Source organism: Myroides fluvii, from assembly GCF_009792295.1.
Lineage (GTDB): Bacteria > Bacteroidota > Bacteroidia > Flavobacteriales > Flavobacteriaceae > Flavobacterium > Flavobacterium fluvii_A.
Map to the genome: position 1 here is coordinate 3507520 of NZ_CP039934.1, position 22601 is coordinate 3530120.

13 protein-coding genes are annotated in these 22601 nt (G+C 28.5%); 6 read left to right on the forward strand and 7 right to left on the reverse strand.

The features are described 5' to 3' along the window. Positions 1 to 151: 151 nt before the first annotated feature. The 5 genes from FBR08_RS15460 to FBR08_RS15480 all read right to left on the reverse strand — a co-directional run bounded on the left by FBR08_RS15460 (position 152) and on the right by FBR08_RS15480 (position 8494). A complete protein-coding gene (locus FBR08_RS15460) occupies positions 152 to 3352 on the reverse strand; it encodes a KAP family P-loop NTPase fold protein (protein ID WP_158963701.1) in 3201 nt (1066 codons plus the stop codon). A 498-nt stretch (positions 3353 to 3850) separates the two neighbouring features. Then, positions 3851 to 4975 carry a hypothetical protein gene (locus FBR08_RS15465; protein ID WP_158963703.1) on the reverse strand — a complete coding sequence of 375 codons (1125 nt, stop codon included), beginning with the start codon at positions 4973 to 4975 and terminating at the stop codon, positions 3851 to 3853. Between the two features lie 12 nt (positions 4976 to 4987). After that, positions 4988 to 6922, reverse strand: a complete 1935-nt coding sequence (locus tag FBR08_RS15470) for a DUF3732 domain-containing protein (protein WP_158963705.1) — start codon at positions 6920 to 6922, stop codon at positions 4988 to 4990. Continuing rightward, positions 6919 to 7395, reverse strand: coding sequence for a three component ABC system middle component (locus FBR08_RS15475; protein ID WP_158963707.1), 477 nt, complete (start codon positions 7393 to 7395; stop codon positions 6919 to 6921). The genes FBR08_RS15470 and FBR08_RS15475 overlap by 4 nt, the downstream gene beginning before the upstream one ends. After that, positions 7385 to 8494, reverse strand: coding sequence for a hypothetical protein (locus FBR08_RS15480; protein WP_158963709.1), 1110 nt, complete (start codon positions 8492 to 8494; stop codon positions 7385 to 7387). Before FBR08_RS15480 ends, FBR08_RS15475 begins: the two co-directional genes overlap by 11 nt. A gap of 675 nt (positions 8495 to 9169) precedes the next feature. On the opposite strand from FBR08_RS15480, the gene FBR08_RS16980 reads away from it, so the two are divergent. Next, a complete protein-coding gene (locus FBR08_RS16980; RefSeq protein WP_233266138.1) occupies positions 9170 to 9772 on the forward strand; it encodes an ADP-ribosylglycohydrolase family protein in 603 nt (200 codons plus the stop codon). Between the two features lie 91 nt (positions 9773 to 9863). On the opposite strand, the gene FBR08_RS15495 is transcribed toward FBR08_RS16980, so the two are convergent. Continuing rightward, positions 9864 to 12170, reverse strand: coding sequence for an AAA family ATPase (locus tag FBR08_RS15495; protein ID WP_158963711.1), 2307 nt, complete (start codon positions 12168 to 12170; stop codon positions 9864 to 9866). Positions 12171 to 12647: 477 nt separating this feature from the next. Here FBR08_RS15495 and FBR08_RS15500 point away from each other — a divergent pair, with 477 nt between their 5' ends. The 4 genes from FBR08_RS15500 (at position 12648) to FBR08_RS15515 (ending at position 19277) form a co-directional block, all read left to right on the forward strand. Then, positions 12648 to 13640 carry a hypothetical protein gene (locus tag FBR08_RS15500; protein ID WP_158963713.1) on the forward strand — a complete coding sequence of 331 codons (993 nt, stop codon included), beginning with the start codon at positions 12648 to 12650 and terminating at the stop codon, positions 13638 to 13640. Between the two features lie 50 nt (positions 13641 to 13690). After that, positions 13691 to 14728: a PD-(D/E)XK nuclease family protein gene (locus tag FBR08_RS15505; protein WP_158963715.1), complete on the forward strand. Its 1038-nt coding sequence runs from the start codon at positions 13691 to 13693 to the stop codon at positions 14726 to 14728. Positions 14729 to 14735: 7 nt separating this feature from the next. Further along, the gene (locus FBR08_RS15510; RefSeq protein ID WP_158963717.1) at positions 14736 to 16691 is read left to right on the forward strand and encodes a DUF4365 domain-containing protein; all 1956 of its coding nucleotides are present in this window, start codon (positions 14736 to 14738) and stop codon (positions 16689 to 16691) included. 1068 nt (positions 16692 to 17759) lie between these two features. After that, positions 17760 to 19277 carry a tetratricopeptide repeat protein gene (locus FBR08_RS15515; protein WP_158963719.1) on the forward strand — a complete coding sequence of 506 codons (1518 nt, stop codon included), beginning with the start codon at positions 17760 to 17762 and terminating at the stop codon, positions 19275 to 19277. Positions 19278 to 19399: 122 nt separating this feature from the next. Here the strand turns inward: FBR08_RS15515 and rlmF are convergent, their stop codons facing one another. Further along, positions 19400 to 20308: a 23S rRNA (adenine(1618)-N(6))-methyltransferase RlmF gene (rlmF, locus tag FBR08_RS15520; protein ID WP_158963721.1), complete on the reverse strand. Its 909-nt coding sequence runs from the start codon at positions 20306 to 20308 to the stop codon at positions 19400 to 19402. A gap of 193 nt (positions 20309 to 20501) precedes the next feature. Between rlmF and FBR08_RS15525 the strand changes: the two genes are divergently transcribed. Further along, positions 20502 to 22514, forward strand: coding sequence for an ATP-binding protein (locus FBR08_RS15525; RefSeq protein WP_158963723.1), 2013 nt, complete (start codon positions 20502 to 20504; stop codon positions 22512 to 22514). Positions 22515 to 22601: the final 87 nt, after the last annotated feature.

Consider the following 22601-nt stretch of genomic DNA (forward strand, 5'->3'; position numbering starts at 1 on the left):
TTGTAGAGAAAGAGGGTTAGCCTCTTTTACTTCGTATGCTTTATAAATAGGGGCGTTCACTTTTTCAGATTTTTGTAAGCACCTTATTACGAAAGTTTTAGGCCATGATTGGGGTTGTTTGATTCAGAATCAAATATAGTAAATTTCGATCTTACTTTTTCATCCATTGGAGATGATTGTCAATTTTTAAATCATATATTTCTTTAACATTTCCATTTTCATCTAATCTATAATTACCACTACCATTAACTATTACCTTTACACTAATTGGTTTATCATTTACGTCAGAATCAAGCCCCCCTATTACTTCAAAATTCCCATCGTAGAAATCAAAAGAATTATCGCCAATATTGATTAATATATCTTGATAATCAATACTAAAAGAAGCTTCATCAAATCTATTTAAACTTGGCTCCAGATTATTGTAACACAGTGATTCAAATTCACTAGAGCTTTGTAATTTATCGGTAATTTTTATACTAATTTTCTTCTCTTCATTAACTTTTTCAACAGCTAGTATGATATCATCAAAATTCCCCATCCCATCAAGTTTTAGCTTTTTAACATGATAATATTGTAGATCCTGTAGTAAAGCAATGTCTATAGAATTACTATATTTTGTACTTTGAGCATCCTGAATTAATTCTTTTATATTTCTAAGCCCTACCAAAACTTTCTCTGTATTTGTAGTTTTTTTTAAACAAAATGCTCTAACATAAGATGGTGTAAAATATTTAGAATCTTTCGTGATTTTAGAAACCTCTTTTAAAAGTTCATTAAAGTTGTTTATTTCTATTTCAATGAATCTTTCTTTCAATTTTAATATTTGATGAAGTTGTTTTATTTCATTTTGGAACTCTTTGTTTATTTTTTGTTCTATACTTTCAAAACCAGTAAAAGATAATGGCTTGTATTCATTGTATTTATATAATAACCAGTAATTTCGAACTAAGTTAACATTCTCAATATTATCATATTTTTTATCATTTATAAAACGTTCAAAATTTTCATTAGATTTAAATAATTGAATATAAAATGGTTCTATATACACTTCATCATGCTGGTAACTCAAAGTTATTTTGAAATATTCAGATGGATTATACCTGATTAGTTTTTCCACTTTAGCACAAATTTCTTCGTCAAGTTTAATATTTCTATGAAAGTCTCGTCTTATATCTTCTATACAAACATATAGTATATCTAAATGTCCTTTTTTAAATATTGGGTTTTCTTTTAAGTAATCTTCAAAATAACTTTTAGAAAGCGTTAGAATTTCATGATTTTCAACAACACAACTAATCGTAATTTCTCCCTCAAGTTGTTCGGATGGAAAAAGTTTAGAGATTAGATTTCGAATAAATTTTATCGGATAATAAGGATACCCTTTATATAACTTTTCAAGTATTAATGATTTGTATGTATCATCATTAATATCGAAACGTTGCTTAAAGGAAATAACAATAGGATCTTTTTTATCGAAAAATTTTAATAATTGAAAATATGTGCTTTGTTCATTATTTGACCTTGTATTTATATAAATTAATAAATTAAGGTAGTTTTCCAAATTACTTTTACTATCAATATTATTTAAGTCCAAATGCCCAACAAACTTACATAATTCATTATACTTGTTTTTATCAAAATACCAATCTATTTCTAGTTTAATGGAATCAAACTCCTTATTTACAAAACGTTCAATGTACTTATAGGTAAGTTTGTAATCATTATCATCTTCATACTCTTGAAAATAATTTTCAAATAATACTTTCTGATTATTACGGCTAGTTTCTAAAAAATTAATTTCTTTTAAAATTGATTCAATTAAATCTTTATGTTTTTTTAATGCATTACTCTCGTTTGTATCAAGAGCTAGGTAGTTTTCAATTATTGTGTTCTCTAAAGTACTTGATTTTGCTTCGTCAAATACCCATTTATCATATATATTGAAATACTCTCTATATATAAATAGGTAGAAATCATACCATTTACTCTTCAGTATGTATAATAAAAATAAATCATTGAAATCTAAATAACCTTTTAATTTATGATATCTATAAACAAAAATGTTTAAAAATCGTTTAACATCTCGCAGAGAAAGAAATACTTTATGTATAATGTTTTCGCGAATGTATAGTGTATTCTTAATTTTTTCGAACTCATCTGTACTTTTATCAAAACTTTGCTCTATTTTTTCACTCAAGTATTTATAAATAATATCTTTACCTATAGGAGGTAAGAATATTTCTTTATTAAAAAATTTATCTGAAAAAAAACTTTCCGCTTTATGGTATCGAGTATCAAGTATACCGTTTACATAATCTTTATCATAGGCTGTTATAAAAACAATATTACTAAAAGAAGCAGTGTAATCAAGAATTTTAAAAATTTCAATTATCTCATCAGCTTGAAGTCTATCTAAATCGTCTATAAAAACTATAATTTTTTTTCCAATTTTTTTAAATTCATCATTAAGATTATCTTTTGTCAGCTCCTTGTCAAGAAACACTGGACTATTAGTAAGAGCCTCAAGTATTCTTGTTTTATCAATTACTTTAATGGCATTAAGATATTCTTTAAAAGTGTTTGAAAATTCAATATTATATGTTTTTAGTTTTGATATCAATAGCTCAAAGAAGTCAAATGTGATGCTCTGTAAGTCTTTAGAATATCTTGGATTAAAGTTGATTATTACATTTTCATTACTATCGTTGTCATATTGCTCTTTTAATAAATTTAAAAAAGAACTTTTACCTTGTCCCCATTTTCCTATTATTCCAATACTTGTAGAACCATGTGATTCCACACTAAGGTTATCAATGCGTAACTTTACTTGCTTTATCTTTTGATTGAGTTTCAGTAAATCATCTTTTTGTTCTTGAATAGAAAAATCCGGGCAGTAATCAATATTTAATTTCTCAGTATTACTATTAGATATAACTACTTGTTTAATATTTATGTAACCACGATAAACTGTTATTACTATTAGTAAAAATACAAGTAAGTCGCTTAAACCTATACCACAATAATTCGGGAAAGCCGTATATTTTTTAGTAATCCAACGGTAATATATATAAATTATTAGTAAACATCCTATACTTATTAAGTATCTATAAGGAGTAAAGACTTTATTTGCGTGCCAATTACTGAATTTGAAAATGCAGTATGCGATTGAAGTAATTAGTATGAAAATAAATGGAAGTATATTTTCTTCGACTTCAGAAAGGATAGATAGTATTAGATTGCTATAAATCCCCATTATTTTGGACTCAAAGGATATAAATACAATTATTAATATAAGACAAAGTTTTAATGTAGCAGTATCCTTATTAGACCACTTATATTTATTATTCATTATGTTTTTGTATTTATTATATTTTTTATATTCTAAAAATCTTCTTTATTAAGATCTATATTTAATTGTGCCAAGGGGTATGAAAAGAGAAAAATAATAAAAAATTATAGAGATTATAAGTAAATAAACAATTGGGGTTAAAACTCGAATTAAAAAATTTAGCGCTAGCGCTTCTTCAGCTTTCACAAAGATAGATATCTCCATATAGCCAATTGAACAGGAATGTTTCCACCCTATCCAATTGATTAAAAAGAATAATAAATTCCTAATATAAATTGCATAAATATATATCCATAATTTTTAAAGAAATAAATTGTATTAGACTTCTAACCTTAGCTAAGGCTAGAGTTTAATAAAGTAAAAATGTTCAGCTATTTTCAATTACAGAGTTATAAAGAACTTACGTGAATTACAGAAAAGGAGGAATAGTTATCATAAAAAATAACAAATAAAAGCTTGGTAAGAAGAGAAAGCCAAAAAAATCACTTTTATAGCATACTACTCTGTGAATTTATTGATTTCATATTCCAAATTAATTATTTTTTCATCATTGTTCATAACAACAAACTCCCCAATATCTAAGTCAATAAAATCTTTCTCTTCGTTTCTTGGTACTATAGGAGTTAAATAGACTTTTAGCGTTTTTTCATTTCTTAAATGGTTAAACCATAGTTGTTCTAATTCACTTGAGTATACTCCAGTCATGGAATTATTTATTCCAAAAATTGTTTTCACCTGGTTTTTATTAATATTAAAAACTACTTTCTTTCCCCATTTTAAATCACCTAAAAAGTAAAAACAACTCAATTGAAATACACTTAAAACAGGTAGGTCATCCTCTAAGCTAAAGGATATGCCTAATACACCTTCATTTTCTAAGTTATCATTGGAGATACTTTTATTTGAAAAATAATTCAATAAGTAGTTATTTAAGCTTTGTATAGAATAAATTGCCTTCAAAATTTCATCTTTACTTACCCTAATAGTATCATCATCTAATGAAATAACTATATCTCCAACAATTTTATAGTTATTATGTCCTATAATGTTTCTAATCTTGACATTATATGCTGTATTAAATAATTTACTTACTAAAGAATAAGGCGCTAATTTGGTTTTCAGATTATCTATCAAAACTCCTTTCTTTAACTTTCCTTTTCTATCTTTAAAGTTAATTAAATCTGTTTCTATCACATTCTTGTCATTTAAGTACAAAAATGAATATAACACCCAAAACAATATCTCAATTTCAAAATATTGTTGATATAAAAAGCAAATATTTTGACTTAAATCTGAATTAGGTAATTGACTAAAAATCTCAAATACATTTAGTCTTTTTTGAGAAAAAATTTCAGATGAGTTATTTTCTATAAAAAACTTTACTAATTGGTTATGCTCTATTGTTCCTCCTTTTTCATCTAAAATATTTTTAAACTCAATAAAAGTTTCTTTTTCATCTTGATTTAAAAGCAATGTATACAACCAGTTTCTATAATAAGTATAAGCATCTATATTTACACTAAACAATTTATGTAGCTCTCGTTGATAAATTTTTGGTTCATCAATTTCAAAATTTGAAGAAATCCAATGTTCATAATTTAATATTCTATTTCTTAATTTCATACCAATATATTTTTATATCAACCCACCTTCTTCAGCTTTAATCCAATCTTTTAGAATGTATTTTTCAAACTCTTGCTCTTTAGCGTGTTCTAAAACTATTATTTGAGATTTAATACCATAGTTTTTATATATTAATTCAATTTCTTCATTTAAAACTTTTAAAATGTTTATAACTTGTTTAATATTTTCATCATATTGTTGAAGTTCTTCTTGATCTGTTATTTCATTTTTCTTTGCTGTTCTAGGGAAATAAACTTGACTTGGTTGATCTAGTATTAAAATATTTGGAATTATCGATTTATTGTGACTACAAGATAAATGTAAGAAAGCTAAAAATAAAGAAAGGTGGCAAGCTAACCAATTAGCTCCACTTCCCATTTCATCTAATCTAATTTTTTCTGATTTGTGTTTATGATAAAAACTAAAATCATCGATATTGAATTGAAAATCAATAGGTTTTAGCTCTTCTTCAAAATCTAATTTATTTGCAATTCGGTCCATTTCTTTTTTAATAAACAATTCAGTTTCTACCTTGAACTGATTCAAATTTTTATATTTTAAAAATTGTTTATTTAAAGAAAAAAGTTGTTCCTTTAAACTAGTTAATTCTGAATTATATTTTGATTTATCATTAGATTCAAGAAGATGTTTAATAGTAGTTTCTAAAACTCCTTTTTTGTGGATAATAGACTCACGTTTACTTTTAATTTCATCAATATCAGTATTTTCCTTAGTGATAATTTCTAAATTATTAGAAATTCTTTTTATTTTGTTAGTAATTTTTTTTCTGTCTGATCTTAATTTCTCAATTATTTGAGTACTATCCTTTGAAAATGTGTTAATCTTTGTTAGCTCTTTAATTAAATTTTCTCTTGATCTATTTAATTTATTAATCTTATCATTTAAGTGAGTAACTGAATTATCACATAAAGGACACGTTAACCCTAAACTCGCATTATTATATTTTTGTTTAGCATTAGCTTGATGGAGATGTTTAGCATATTCCAAACTATCGTCAGAATTTGACTGAAAACTTGAAAGTGCACTTTCTATTTCATTTCTTTCTACATAAAGAATTTCTCGCTCATTTTCTAATTGTGATATTTTAGTAAATGTTTTAGTTTGATTATTTAATATTTTGGAGGGTATAGGTAAATTTAGCCCAATTTTTTTTAATTCATTTAATGTTAGATTTTCTTCAAGAGTAAGATCTAATATTGAATAATAAATCTGTATTTGGTCTCTAATACTTTCAATTTGATCAGTTTTTTTCTGTTCAATCCTTTCTAAAATCTTCTCTTCTACTTTTATCTTTTTTTCAGTATCTTTAATGAGTTTTACTAATTGATAATACTCCCCATCAGCAACACCTAATAACACAGGTAATGCTTGTATTACTCTTTTTCTTTTTACCAAATCATCAAATCTATAGAATAGTGTGTGTTTGTTCGCAATAAGGTTTTGATGTTGAAAAAGAAATGAAACAGTATCTCTTATTGATAGTTTGCCAAAATTTTCGTAATCTGATTCTAATTTTTTTAGTGATAAACCTAATAATTCCTCAAATTCACTTTGAACATCGTTTTTAATTGGTTTTAATGCTATATCATCAAAATATTCAAACTGTATGTCTTTAATTTTCTTATGATCTGTTTCAATTTTTATATATGCTTTTTGCATATTACCTGTATTTGGAGCAGGACGACCTATAACGATGAAAAAATCATTTATTTTATAAATAACCACAAATAAATCAGTGAATTCAGTTATTTTTCCTACAGGTACACTAGATCTTGATGAAAACAAGCAATAATCAATAATTTCAATAAGTGCACTTTTTCCAGTCTTAGAATCACCAGTAATTATATTTAAACCGTCGTTAAATGACACGAAACGCTTACTTCCTGTCTTACTAAACAATGCTATTTGCTCAATTATTGTACTCATATTTGTGTTATTCTTAATTTTTTAAAAATCGATAGATATTGTTCTTTAGCTAAAATAATTCCTAAATTATATGACGCTTTATATATAGGTTTCAAATAAATATCTTTTTCATCATTGTAATGAATTTCAATATTTGGTATCAAAAATGTATCTATTTCTAAACTAATTTCATTTGCCAAAACAATTATACCTGCTTTTGTTATTTCCCTATAATCAAAAATTTTTTTATTTAAATTACTCTTAAACACATCTAAATTCTCATTATCAATGAATGGATTAAATTTTGATTTTTTGTTTAAATTTTTTAATATTTTTTGAGAATTTTCATTGTAAATAAATGGTAATACTATATATATTAATTCAGTTTTTATTGATTTAGAATTAACAGATTTAGCACCGCTTAAAAAGTTATGTAGTATTTTACTTATATGAAATGGGGAGAAAATCAAATTCTCTATATCACTAGCTCTCATCTTCTGAATTTAGATTTAACACAATGTATTTTTCTTCAATGTTGTGTAATAAACGACCTTTAGGATAATATGGTCTTACACCTGCAACACCATCTATTGTTGTTTTACTCGAAATTTGATTAATACTTTCGTCAAAAAAACGTCTTGATTTTTCTTTAATATCACAATTTTTAGTTAGTTGATCTAAGTGACTTTCTTTAAGCTCTATTACTAAATCTCTAATATCTTCATCATAATTATCAAGAGTCTCGTATAAGCTTAATCTCTCTTGTATCATCTTTATTTGACTTTCAGAAGCTTTTAAATAATTACTCATAGAGCTTCCAATTTTATTTACATACTCAATATTTTGCAATTCTTTAACAAAATAAAAGTTATTAGTAGTATTACTATTTGCAGAAGCATTTGATACTGGAAATGATAGATCGTCAATTTGATATCTATTTGCATATGATTGAAAATTTGCCCTAAAACTATCAATATCAATTTCCCATAAATAGCTGTCTGAGTTAATTAATTCAGATGAAATATATCCAAGTAAATAATTTAAGAAAGATTCTCTTTCGTTTCTTTTTATCAAATTTTTAATTGCAGAATGATTTATTAGTATTTCTTGATAATACTCTTTTGCTGATTGTTGGTTACTCTTTATCACAAATTTTTCAAGAATAGATTCAAGATTACTTTTATCAAATTTTACTACATTACTATAGTATTGTGAAATTGTTTTATTTGATTTTACGGCAAGAATTTTAGCGCATTTTTCATTTTTTTTTAATTCATTCCATTTTTCAAATATTGAACCTATTTTTACTTCAGCAGTCGTATGTAGAATAAATTTATCATAAAACCGAAATGTATCATATTCAGTTATTATATTTGATAGAGTTTTCCAAAAGTCTATATGAGTATCAATTAACTTTTTATCTTCATTAATTGAGTGTTTAATTTCCGTTGATGTAATACCATCAGAAATATCTCCAAAACATTCTAAATAAATTTTACTTCCATCTTTTGCATCAAGAGATTCTTTTAAAGCAACCATTTCTTGATATTTAAATCCTAAGATATTAGTAGAAGCATCCGATTTTGAAGTCATAATTTTCTTTTAAATTGCACACAACATTGTTTTTACGAAACAAAACGTGGTGTAGTTTCGTAAAGCCAAACCTATATGCGTATTTCGTTAAATTTGCTACTAATATAATTAGTTTTTTGAAAATTAAATACTTATTAGAGTAACTTAAATAGAAATAATTAAACAATGTTATTTTTACTTTCAAACATATTAAAACTTTCTCTAATTATATTACGGAAAACCGTAAACCACTCAATATTTTGAGTCTATCTATTACTCCAACTAAAAACCAACGACTTCGGAGTAGTTTTTCAGCCCTCTGCAAGAGCAAGTAGTTTTGAAAGCTCGAATCTCAATTTCGAGTGCCTCAAAACATAACTTGCTGTGATCTTTCGATTACTAAATCCACCAATTTTACAAAGTAAAATCTATAGTGATTTCATATTAAGAAATCACCTACTATTTGACACTAAAGTGCCAAGTGCAACCTTAAAATTCCATTTAAAGTTTTCAAATTACATATATACTTTCTTTGCTGTAAGATAGTAAAGTAAGTTTTGCAATTATCTTTGAAATAGCGTCTTAAAGCTGTTTTAAAATGATCTTGGTGTAAAAACGTATTAGTATAATATTTCTAACAAGCTAAAACTTACAACTATCCATAATGTAAAATGTAAACCTTTAAAAATGTACAACATGGAAACAGTAAACCAACCATCAAAAAAAGACACTCAAAATGAGTTAGTCGATGAAGACTACTTAATGAATATCTTGAGTGGTGATATAGAAGTAAAGTCTGTAGAACAAGCTAAGCCTATCGTAGAAGAAAAAGAAGAACCTCTAATCCATGAAGAAGTAACAAAAATCAAAGAGAAGAAGCCAAAGAAAGAAATAGCAACTACTAAATACCAAGAGCTTTTTGTTCTAACTAAAGATGCACAGCTGGCATATGAAAATCTTATACAAGACTTAGCTTCTATCTATCAGGAAAATGAATACTTTAATCGTATCTTCTTCCCTAGTTTTAAAGAGATTGATTCAAGTGAATTTAATAATAGAGGATTTGTAGTTGGGAGCTTAGAAATCGCTCTTCAAACTATACTTACTACAAAAAGCTATGAAGAAGCGATTTTAAAAGTTATGTCTTTAGGTAAAGACACTGATACAAATGGAGCAATTACAGGAGCCTTGGCAGGTATTTTATATGGATTTGAAAGTATTCCTAAACATTGGATAGAGCCATTAAAAAGGAAAGAAAATATACTAGCTCTTGCTAAGCAATTACAAAGAGCTTATTAATTGAATTTTATATTAACAAAAGCAAAGAATAGTAAGCTCTATTCTTTGCTTTTTGACTTTAATTCATAAAATTATTATGCCATTTATAGATTTATTTCTTTTCTAAAATCCAACTATCTAAAAAATCATTAGCCTTTTGAATGTAATCTAAAGCCTCTTGTTTTGTTTTAGTTTGCCCTGGATGAGCTGCCGAATTCCTATCATTACGTAAATTATCAAGTAGATTAACTTTTAAACTAGTTGTATTCTTAAATTCTGTTTGTAAAATGGTACCTAATAAATTCAATTCTTTATTATTACAACAATCTTTAATCAATGTAGATCCTAATAACTTTTTCTCCATTGATGCTTGCATTTTTCCAAACAACCAAGTAGCGTTAGATTTGATTTGTTGGAAGATCTGTTTTAGTTCATTTTCAATAACTCTTCCATATTGAATGATAACTGGAGAGTAGTCTACAGAACCATTATTAGTACCAAGTAGGAACTGACCTGAAATTAAATAATCAACACTCACTCCTGATAGTTTTGATATATCGAATCGACTTAGAACTGATTGTCTATAGACTGTAATATCTTTTTCTTTTACAAATTCATCAATCTTTGTTTGTAACTTATCTATAGTATCTTTATTTTGTACAAGACTCTGCTTAAATTTTTTAAGTTCAGTTAAGAAACTATCTCTTTGAATATTTAATAAACTTAGTTCAAGTTTGTAATTTTCGTCAAAAAAACCACCATCAAATATCTTAAAATCTATACTCCCATCATCACCAAAGAGCACATTTTCAATTTGTTTTTTCCCTTGAATGGTTTGATTTATCCCTCTTAGATAAAGTATTTTTACATCCTGCTGTTTTAATTTTTTCTCAGCTACTAATGTTTGAAATTTTCTTATTAAGTATTCACTATGCGTTTCAATAATTATTTGGATATTAAATTTATTACTAGCCTCTGTGAACATATCTGCTAATAAAGATTGCCATTTAGGATGCAAATTAGATTCTGGCTCTTCAATAATAAGTAGACTTGGAGCATAACGAATATAATACTCGTCATCATATCCATATTCATTTCTAGTATTTTCATGAGCTAAAACACTAATTTGCATTATAATTAAAATAAGCTGTTTTATTCCATATCCAAAATCAACTAAATCACGTTTCACATCATCTAATGTTGTAATTGAAACTAAGATGGATTGATACTTAGGATTAATCTCAATTTGAATCTCCCTCCCTATTTCAAAAGCTTCAAGGTACTTCTTTACAAAATCACTGTTCATATCAACAACCTCAAAACGCTTTAACAAATCAACAAAAGGTGAATTAGAAGAAGCATTATAACTCCTTACATTTTCTTCTTTTATAGCAGATATATAATTTATAGCTGAAATCCTTTGAACTAGATTTTCCCAGCTATTCATAAAATAATCTTCTATAATACGATAATTGTCTTTATTTTCTTTTAAGGCCTCCCATTGGAGGTTTTTACTTAAAATTTCTTTTGCTTGATAATACAAAAGATCTTCTATTTTTGGTGGTTCAATAAAATCTTCTTCACTTATAAAGTCATCTTCTTCAATAGGGGCTTTTCCTGTTATCTGTGTCTCTTCTTTACTTAATTTTGTAAGAAAAGCATCCCACTCTTCAGTAGAAAGATCCTCTTTAAAACAATTAATAAATAAAGAGGCTACAAGACCATGATCTCTCGTTATCTTATCTAGTTCTTCTAAGCTCTGCCCCCTCCAACTTACTTTATCCTCCAAATAATTATTGTATACCTCTTTTAAAGACGATATATTTTCTCTAATCTTATCTAAATTAATTGACCACTCTATATACCCCACTAGAGGGCTATATCTAGGAGGTATACCCCATCGTATTTTTCTTTTTCCACTTCTTAATTCTTCTTCTTCCTCAGCACGTCTTTTTTCAAAATCTATCTTATAATCAATTTCTTCTTCTTCTGTTGCTTTTCTATATACAAATGAATACAAGATTTTGTTATCTTTTTTATCAACTACTTGAAACTCTCTTAATACAGCATTATAACTCCCTTTCTTTTCACTTTGAGCTTCAAATAAAAGGGAGATACTAAAATTCGTTAATCCAAAAAAAGTATAGGGAAGAATTATTTCGATACTCCTATTCTCTTTATCAAACAGAAGATTATCAAAATCTCCTAACAAATGTTCTTGCTTTTTAAGATCTAGACTAAATGGATATTTTGATTCTTTTATACTGTTTTTCAACATCTGAAGTGCTTTGACAATAGAACTTTTACCAGAATTATTAGATCCTGTTAACAGATTTATGGATGTAAATTCTTCCATAAATCCTTTACTATTATCAAAAACGCGGTAATTCTTTAATCCGAAAGTATTTATTAATTTCATGAGTAATAATCTATAATTCAAGATCTAAAATTAAATCAAATTCTTTGCTATTAATAATAAAGCCAGTATAATGATTTATTTGATATACAAATTTCTTCTGAATATATAAATAATCAATTACTTAATAGTACTAGTTTATTTTGGCTATAGAATACTCCTATATTTATTTTAGTTAATAGCTCCCTAATAACTTTAATTAATAATATTTTACCTTAGTTTTTTAATTCAAATTGACAAAAATACTAAAAAACTACTCCCTTTAAGATTGAGTCTATTTTTTGCTTTAAATACAATAACACAAGAGACTATCGATATTGATTTAGATAAATCAATATCGATAGGTAAACATCATAGAAAATTTCAAGTACCTTATTAGCAACAAAGTATAATAGTAGACCAATATTTAATTCCTTAATTTTACGCTATGCGATCTCGCAGACTACAAAGCCAATACATAAACTAATTATAACATATATAATGATTGAAACAGCTATATCAATAACAATAAATCGTAAATCAGATATTGAAGTAATACAAGATAAAATTATTGAACAGAAATTTCAATTCCCGATATATATTCGAGAATATGACTCTAATTTTCAGCTTGATTTTACAAGTGACTATGAAGAATGGGAACTAGATTCTAAAATACTAGACTGTTTCCCGGGCTATGAATACATAACAGATATTGAAAATGGCAAAAAAGAGATTAGAATCGAAATCTCAAGATATCAGTCTGAGTATTCTCCAAATGTTTATGGAAAAGCTATAGAAAATCCTTTAAATGAGACTAAATATCTTGTAAAAAAATCATCCTTAAAAACTAAAAAATTCAATCCTATTATTAAGGTCTTATTTGAAAATCAAGAACATTATTATTATATAAATATTACTCAAAGCTTTAATGAAAACACTAAAGAACAAGGGTTTGTATTAATAGATAACTTCAAAACAAAGAATGAAGATAATACTACTAAAATTTTACAAGATAGATTATACAAATCACCTCTAGAAGCCTTTCTTTTTGGATACAGTAAAGTTTCTGAATTAGTAAATAATGATTTTTCAAATTTTCAAAATAACAAAAAAGCAGCTATCAAAGAAGAACAAAAAGCACCAAGAAAAATCATAAGAGATTTCATCAATTCTTGTAATAAATCTAAAATAGATGATGTTATAAAAAACCTTGATGCAAATATCATTTTTTTACAATACACAAATCAATTAGTAAAAAATAATATTATCAATATTTCTGAATTTATAAAATATCTAAATTCTTCACATCAACAATTACTTGGAAAAGATTTTAAAATAAGATCCTCTTGGGATATGAATTTACCCTCTGTGAGTATTGGAATAAAATACTATCCCAAATCAGATAATATGGAAATACAATCAAAACAAAAATATGAACAGATAACATTTAATTTTGAGAATAATAAGATTATAAGCATTATACATGATATCTAATTTAATTGAATCTTTCACTCAAAAAACACTTAACTAAATTACAATATATAATGTACAATAATCTATATAAGCTTTTCAAACGAGATGATTCTCAAGAAAAGAAGAACAAAACATTACTTGAAGATTTTAACACAGAATCCTTTGTTGGATTACTAAAAGGAAACGAAGATTTAAAAACTGCCTTCCTCTATACCTTTTTAAAGCTTTCAAATGACAAGTATAGTATAAACACTCAAATAAGTAAAAATATTAGCAATACACATCAAGAATATTCTGATTGTAGAATTGATATAGTATTAGAAGGTAAAGACAATATTGTTTTTATTGAATGCAAAGTAAATTCACAAGAAGGATATAAACAACTTGAGAGATATCAAGTAGCCTTAGAAACACATTATCCAAATAAAACTAAGACATTACTTTATATCACTAAAAACTATGACCCTAAGAACATCCTTAATTACAATTTCAAACAATATAGATGGTATGAGATTGCAGATTTTTTAATTCATTATACAACACGTAATTATTACATAAATGAGTATATATTATTTCTAAAAGAACAGAAAATGACACAAGACACAAAACTATTACTCGAAAATATTAATGCTCTAAAGGTTTTACAAAAAACAGTAGAGATTGGTTTAACATATATTGAAAACTCTAAACAAGATTTTGAAACAAGATTTGGTAAGACAAAAGGAAATAGTAATCAAAATTGGGGAGAAATTAAACGGTCTAATCGTTTTTGTAATCTAACAGAGAACATACTAAAAGGTGATGGTTATTCAGAAATGCTGTATTCTATCGAATTTGAAACAGTTGAATTGAGTACACATTTATTTATTGAAAGAAATCATAGTTTATACAAGCAATTTATAAACATAGAGTATCCAAAAGAACTCACACTAATAGAAATAGATACAGGAGCTTCACTATATATAAAAGACCAATTAGATAGTTACTTAGAAAAAGATGATAGTATTACATTGATTAAAGAATGGTATCTAAAATCATTTGATTTGTTTAAAAACTACTTAGACAAGAGTAACATAAGTATACTAAACGAACTTGACAATAAATCCTAGTCTTAAAATGGAACATGATATTAATAATAGGAATTTACCTAATGATTCAAGAAATATACAATTAGAAATAAAGTCTAAAAACTACTTTCGCCTTTTATTTGATCCTCACAGATTTGTAGTTAAAGAAGAAACTATTGATAATGGAATTGATTTCAGACTTGAACTTAAGGCTAATAGTAAAATAACAGGTTTTGGATTAAATTTTCAACTCAAGAGTACAGAAAACACTAAGCAAAATATTGATGGATCTTACAGTAAAAGTATCAAAACAAGTAATATTGAATATCTTTTAAATAATGGACAACCTGGGTTCTATGGCTTCTACATTAACCAGGAGAATGCAATTTATTTTGTAACATTAAAAGAAGTAATACATTATCTAACAAATAGTAATCCTAAGTGGCAAGAGCAAGCTAACCATACTATTAAGTTTAAAAACAAATTGGATAGCAATTCTATAGATGAAATATATAGAATTGTTTTTTCTGATGGTATTTCATTGAGAAAAACAAATGCTTTACTTGCTGAAAATTTCGGAGCAATTAAAAAAAATGATGTTATCCTTACTGATTTCAATTACAATGTCATTTCTGAATCAGAAATTGTTTCTTGCATTGAAGAAATTGGCATTCTTTTAATTGACCAATGCAAATGGGATACTATTATTTCTTTACACCAAAAAACAAGACATTTAAACGATAGATCCGCCATATATAACCTTGTTGTTGGCGTATCTTACTACTATTCAGGAGAGTTTTTAAAATCAATAGACTTTCTTAAACAAGCAAATAGAAAAATCAATCTGTTAGAACCTACTCTAAAAGAATACTTGCTTTTTATGTATTTAAACCTCCAAAAAACCTTAAATTTTATTACTACTACTCAATATGAAGATATAGCAAACTCCTTTACAAAGGATGGAACAATATATCTCCACCAACAATTGGATGAAATAAAATTGTTAAGGAGTGAAATGTATACATCTGGTAATATTTCTATAAAATTTGAAAAAGCGATTCATAAACTTATTAACAATCCAAGAGCTACAAATTATATTAAAAACCTAGCTAAAATAGAACTACTTGATTATACATCAGAACAATTTATTTCTAGCTTAATTACAATATTAGTTCAAAATCAAGTAGAATATGCAGAACAGCAGTTTGGTGAAATTAGTAAACAATATGAAGAGCTTTGCCATCAGACAAAACAAGGTAATTCAAACTTTGCGTATCACATATGTACTATAAAATACTGTCGTTTCATTATACACTTTGATTGCCTAGTACGCAGAATCACAAACTTAAAGCTTCCTGATACATTTTTATCAAATGTCTTAAACAATGTGAATGATATATTATCTTACTTTAAATCAATAAAACACACTGAAAATGTATTATTTACACTAACTGTTTTACTTGAGTACTATCAAAATATAGAAAATCAAGAAAAGATATTAGAAGTTTTAAATCTTCTTGACACCTACATAGAACAATATGATAATTATGATTTTAATAAAAAAATTAATTACACTAAAGAAGAAGGAACCTTTGTTGAATGGATCATTAAAGAAAAAGAGAAAATTGATGATAGCACAAATAAGATATTAGTAATGCAAAAAGAGCTTAAGGAACTGGAACAAGAAGAAGAAAAATCACAACACTCTTTTAATAGTGCTTATTTCACGATTCATTTATTTCCTATGGGCAATTTTCAATTTAATCCTAAAGAAATTGATTTACTATTTAAAATATTAAAAATTAATGACATCAATTTAATAGATCACGTAAAATATATGTTTAAGTCTTCTATTATACCCGTAATTAATTGTTATCCAGATGAAATTACAGAAGAAGGTTTTGCAAATGGCAATGAGGAATATAAGGGAGATAAAAACTTTATTAATATTTATAATATAAGAAAACAATTATTTGAACATAAAATACATAAAGTGAAGATATAAGAATCAATTACCTAAACATTCATAGTAAAAAAATATTTTGTAATAGACAAAAGTCTATTTATTTCAATCTAAAAACACATAATTAAAGCTAAATATACACCCCGACAACACAATAATACCATAACAAGCATGTCATTTCACAACAAAATACATCAAATTAAATTAGTTAACTAATAATATAAAATAAACACAACAAAACACCAAAAAACAAAACAAAAACAAACAAAGGCTAAACCTAATATTTTTTCTAAAATATTCGCTTCCATCAATCAAAAAAACAGGTTATTATTTAACTTTTTAGTACTTTTTTAATACATTTAAAATCATTATATTTGATTTTAACCTAATTTACTAAGGTGAGCTATTAGGTGAGTTGGTTTTTTACAAACAATACAATAGATTGATTTAAAGATATTTACGAGGAGTGGTTCGAATCCTGCCACCCCGACAAAAAGAAAGCTCTAACGAAAGTTAGGGCTTTTTTTATATCCAGATTGAATCAAGTTCTACTTGAATTCAAATCGGATATAAAAAAGGCATACGAGCGCAGCGAAGCTTTCATTTGGTACAACTCTCCTTTTTAGAGGAACACCGACTGAAGGGAGGTAATCCTGCCACCCCGACAAAAGGAAAGCTCTAACGAAAGTTAGGGCTTTTTTTATATCCAGATTGAATCAAGTTCTACTTGAATTCAAATCGGATATAAAAAAGGCATACGAGCGCAGCGAAGCTTTCATTTGGTACAACTCTCCTTTTTAGAGGAACACCGACTGAAGGGAGGTAATCTGCCACCCCGACAAAAGGAAAGCTCTAACGAAAGTTAGGGCTTTTTTTGTGGTTGAAATTATCAAGTTTTACTTACTTTAGCAAAAAACAAATAACATCAGAACTTTTATTTACATATTCATTGTCCTTATTGGACTGATCAGTGGTTGTCATGCACAAAACAAATCCCATGAATCACTTGAGATAGAATTTCAAACTATCGAATCCATTGCTACTAAAAGTGAATTATATCAACAACTACAGAAGATAGAAGCACAGCCCAAAACACCCCATGCAAAGGAATTGAAAATTGGCTACACCATTCGATTAGCAGCCCTCTACGCACGAGAATCAGATGCTCTAAATGATAAAAGTACCAGCTTGTACAATCAGGCAATTCAATGGGTAGAACATGATAGCGATCTTGCATTCCAAACATGGGTGTATTCTAAAACGGGGTTTTATTACTATATCTACAACCAGTATACAGAAGCCTATCCGTATTTTACCAAATCGGCTCAGGCTTTGAATCAACTTTCAAACGCTGATTTATTTAGAGGAAATGAAGTTTTGAAGGAGAATGCTTACTTTTTTCAGACCATAACAGAATACGATACGAGTATTGATTTTCTCACAAGAGCGTTAAATATAATCCCTAAAAATTCAAAAGAATATCCAACGCTTCTCAATGCACTAGGTGCTAATTACTTCAATAAAAAAGATTTTATTACGGCAGAAAAGTACTTTATACGCACCAAAGAAAGCGCCATTACAGCCCAAGATAGCATTCGCTATGCTAAAGCTATTGGCGATTTAGCTCGAATTGAAATTACGCGAAGTAATTGGAAAAAGGCTGAACAACTCTTATTAGAAGATATTGCTATTTCTGCTCGTATTGGCGAATTTAGAAATGAAATGTACGCTCAATTGCAATTGAGTAAAATGTATTTTAAGCAAGGATTATTGGCTGAAGCCAAACAAACCCTACTTGAAGTCAAAACTTATGCCGATAGCAAGAGCTATTTAAAAATTTACGCAAAAGAAAGTACCGATTTACTTTTGCAAATAGCTATAGTTCAAAAGAATGAACAGGAAGAGCTTACATTGAGAAGAGAATTAGACCGTTTAAATTTACAAGTAAAAACAGAAGATAAAAGCATTATTGACAAAGTAGCGCTCAACTATCAAAAGAAAAACATCGAATGGGAATTGAGTTTGCAACAGATTAAACTTGAGCAAGTACAAGTGTTACAGAGAACCTGGTTCTTTATCAGTTTCTTACTTTCTATTATTGTTATTCTTATCTATATTCTATACAAACGCCGCATTAAATTAAATGATGTGAAATTTCAAAATAAACTACTGGGTTTTCAAAATGACAAAATGCAAATGGAAGCTAAGTTGACAGATGCACATAACTCCTTGGATTCCTTTTATACCTACCTAGATAGTAAGAATGACCAGGTTAAACAGTTAGAAAGAGAAATTTCACTAATTAAAAATAAAGAACAAAAGATTTCATTAGAGGCTTTATTAACGTCGCACTTGATGACGGATGATAATTGGGCCTTTTTTAAACAAGCATTCCGAGAAGAACAAACAACCTATTACCAACAGTTACTCACTCGTTTTCCCAATTTAACCGAATCCAATTTGCGCATTATTTTATTGCAAAAATTGGGGTTAAACAACCAGGAAATGGCACAAATTATCGGAATTACTCCTGACGCTGTGAAAAAGGCCAAGCAGCGTTTGCGAAAGAAATACAGTAAAAACGAAGAGGATATCTTCGAATTTTCTCTATTCTTAGGTGATGATTAAACGTTGACTTTCAACGCAAACACCATCACCTATCCTTCTAGTTATCACCTTCTTGTAAACAAGAAACTTGTCTTTTTATTATATTCCGCTTTAATCAGGCTTATGAAATTCAATTTCCCTTATTAATACCTCCAAGCCAAAATTCTGCTTATTTTATTCCCTTGTTCCATTGCAATAATGCGTACTTCGGCCGCCTCGGATCGCTTTAACAACGATTGTAAGGGTTTGAGGTTGTCTTTATTTGACACCAATGTTGTAAACCAAACCGCTTGTCTTTTGAAGTGTTTACTCTCGTAAATATAGTTTGTGATGAAGGCTTTCTCTCCTCCTTCACACCATAATTCATTGTTCTGACCACTGAAATTTTGTACGGGTTTTCCGACTACTTCTTTTCCTAAATTTCTCAACTTTTGTGTGGTTTTGGCCAATACTTCTTCTCGAGAAGAAAAGAAAGGGGGATTGCAGATAACGACATCAAAATACTCTTTTTCTCCTATGATGTTTTTCAAGATATTTCGCTTGCTCTTCTGTTGGCGAATTTCAATATTTTGCTTCAGGTGAGGATTATTTTCCACAATGTGACTTGCTGTTTTCATTGACACTACATCCACTTCAGAACCCACAAATTCCCATCCATATTCAGCTATACCGATAATGGGATAAATTACATTGGCTCCGATTCCCAAATCCAATACTTTTACCCCTCTTCCCGTTGGTATTTTACCGCCATTTCCTTCGGCAAGTAAATCGGCTATATAGTGAATATAATCTGCACGCCCAGGAATGGGCGGACAAAGATTTGTTTTAGGCATCTCCCAAAACGTAATCTTATATTCTTTCATCAAAATAGCTTTGTTGAGTAATACCACTGCCTCAGGAAGTGCGAAATCAATCGTATCTACACCAGATGGATTCTTGCTAATGAAAGATGCTAATTCAGGAACTGCCAATTTCAATTGATCGAAATCGTATAAACCTCGATGTTTATTGCGTTCATGTAGTTTTTTCTTGATTTGCTTCTCTTCTTTCATTATCTAAATCTTTTATGCAAAATTAGACTATTTCCATGGTTTTCCTATGGTCTAACCTATTTTAATTACCGCTGGGCTACTCGGTGAATTCACTGCAATTCGGCTATAAAAACAACCGCTGATAAAATTTGTTAAAATGATACAGATTATGTAGTAAAACTTTCCTAACTTTACCTAGTTCCATCTAATGCCTATGAGACACCAAGTGCTTGTATACTCCCTAGTATTACTAGCTGTTTTCAGTTTTACACATTGTACCAATAAGCAGTTAACCTCCCCAACCGATATCGATCAGTTGTATGCTGTACAATATGATAATACGCATAAAGATAGTCTCGCTAAATCACTTGCTCATTCCGTTGCGAATGCCTTAACCTTATCCAATACGCAACACAACAGAAGTGTGATTGACAGCACTTTAAATCAGCTTCGATGGACCTTAGATTCTGTTAACTTTCAACAGTTGGCGCAAAAGAGTATTTCCTTTTCTTTACGCAAAAACGACTTGCCCCATTTGGCCCGTACCTATAACCATATGGGAATGTACTATCACGATAGTTATCAACTAGATAGTACGTTTTACTACTATATCAAGACGGAAAACATCTATAAAAAACTAAATGATTCGCTAAAAATTGGAGAAACTAAATTTTATCAAGCGCGTTTGTTGTTTGAGATGGGCTTACATATGGAAAGTGAATCCAAGGTATCTCAAGCTCTTTCTATATTAAATCAATATCCTCAAAACCCCGTTAATTTTGAAGCGAATCAGCTCATGGGATTGTGTTTAATGGAACGCAAGAACTATAAAGAGGCCGAAACCTATCTTATAACAGCCGTTCATCAGATTCAACAGGATATTACCAAACACAAAGTACTGGATACCAAACGAGCAAAAATGGCCATTGGTAATGCCTACGGCAATTTAGCAGAAGTTTGCTATAGCCAAAACAAGTTTATAGAAGCAAAAGCATATGCCCTGCGAGGACAAGCCTACCTCGAGGAAGACACCCCCATTATGCTCGTTTCTTTTCTTAGAAATACCTTGGCTCAATGCAATTATCGATTAACAAAAGACAGCCGTTTTATTCAAGAAGTGCATCAAAGTTTTATAGATGATTCTATTCTAGGAAATAGTTTTCGCATGTATTATAGCGCAATGAATCTCGCTCATTTATACCTACTAGAACAACAGCCACAACAAGCGAATACATGGGCACAGCTTGCATATACCAACGCAACCAAGCATCAGGTACTACCACAACAAGTAGAAGCGCTAGAGTTTCTTTTGACTCATGACGACTATCAAATGCACGATAAAGTGAAAGAATTAATCCGCTTGAGACAAGCCTTAACTACGCAAGAGAATCAAACGCGAAATACTTTTGCGCGTATTGCCTATCAAACGGAAGTCATTGAAAAAGAAAACAATCAACTCAAAGATCGTATCTATACCGTGGTCATTTTTGGAATAATACTGTTGTTCATCCTGATTATCAGTATATTTCGTTCTGAATTGAAGATTAAAAACAAAGAATTACAACTTGTTAAAGCACAGCGAAAAGCAAACAAAAGCATCAATGAATTAATTGTTGAACGCAACTTAATTTCTTTGGATATCAAGAAAAAAGAACGCAATAGAATAGCCAAAAACCTACATGACAGTATCGTTAATACGTTATTTGGGGTACGTTTTCACTTAGAACTACTCGATACACCCCAAACAGAAAGCAAGCAGTTGCTCATTCAGGAATTAAAGAAATTAGAAAATACAACCCGAGACATTTCACATACACTCATTGACAATAGGTTATTCAATGAGCATCAATTTGAACAAGTAGTGACGGACTTAGTATCTTTTCAGATTAACGCTTGGAAAACGCGTTTTTCTCTTGAATTTGATTCGCGTATAAACTTTGAAAAACTCGATGCTACTACCAAAATTAATCTGTACTATATCTTACAGGAGGCGATACAAAACGTCAACAAATATTCGAAGGCCACTTTGTGTACCATTGTATTTCACTACACCGCTTCTACTTTTAACCTCATCATTTGTGATAATGGTATTGGTTTTGAAAAAACAGAAGGAATGGGCATGGGAGTTTCTAACATGCATGAGCGATCTCAACAAATTAACGCTACGCTACACCTTCATTCTAAACAGGGAGAAGGTGTGATGTTAACCGTGGCTGTTCCGCATTAACGCCTTCCCAAAAATCCAATGCCCCTCTACACCCCCAGAGCTTATGTTATTGGGACTACATCTAGTTCAAATCGATTGAACCGTTCA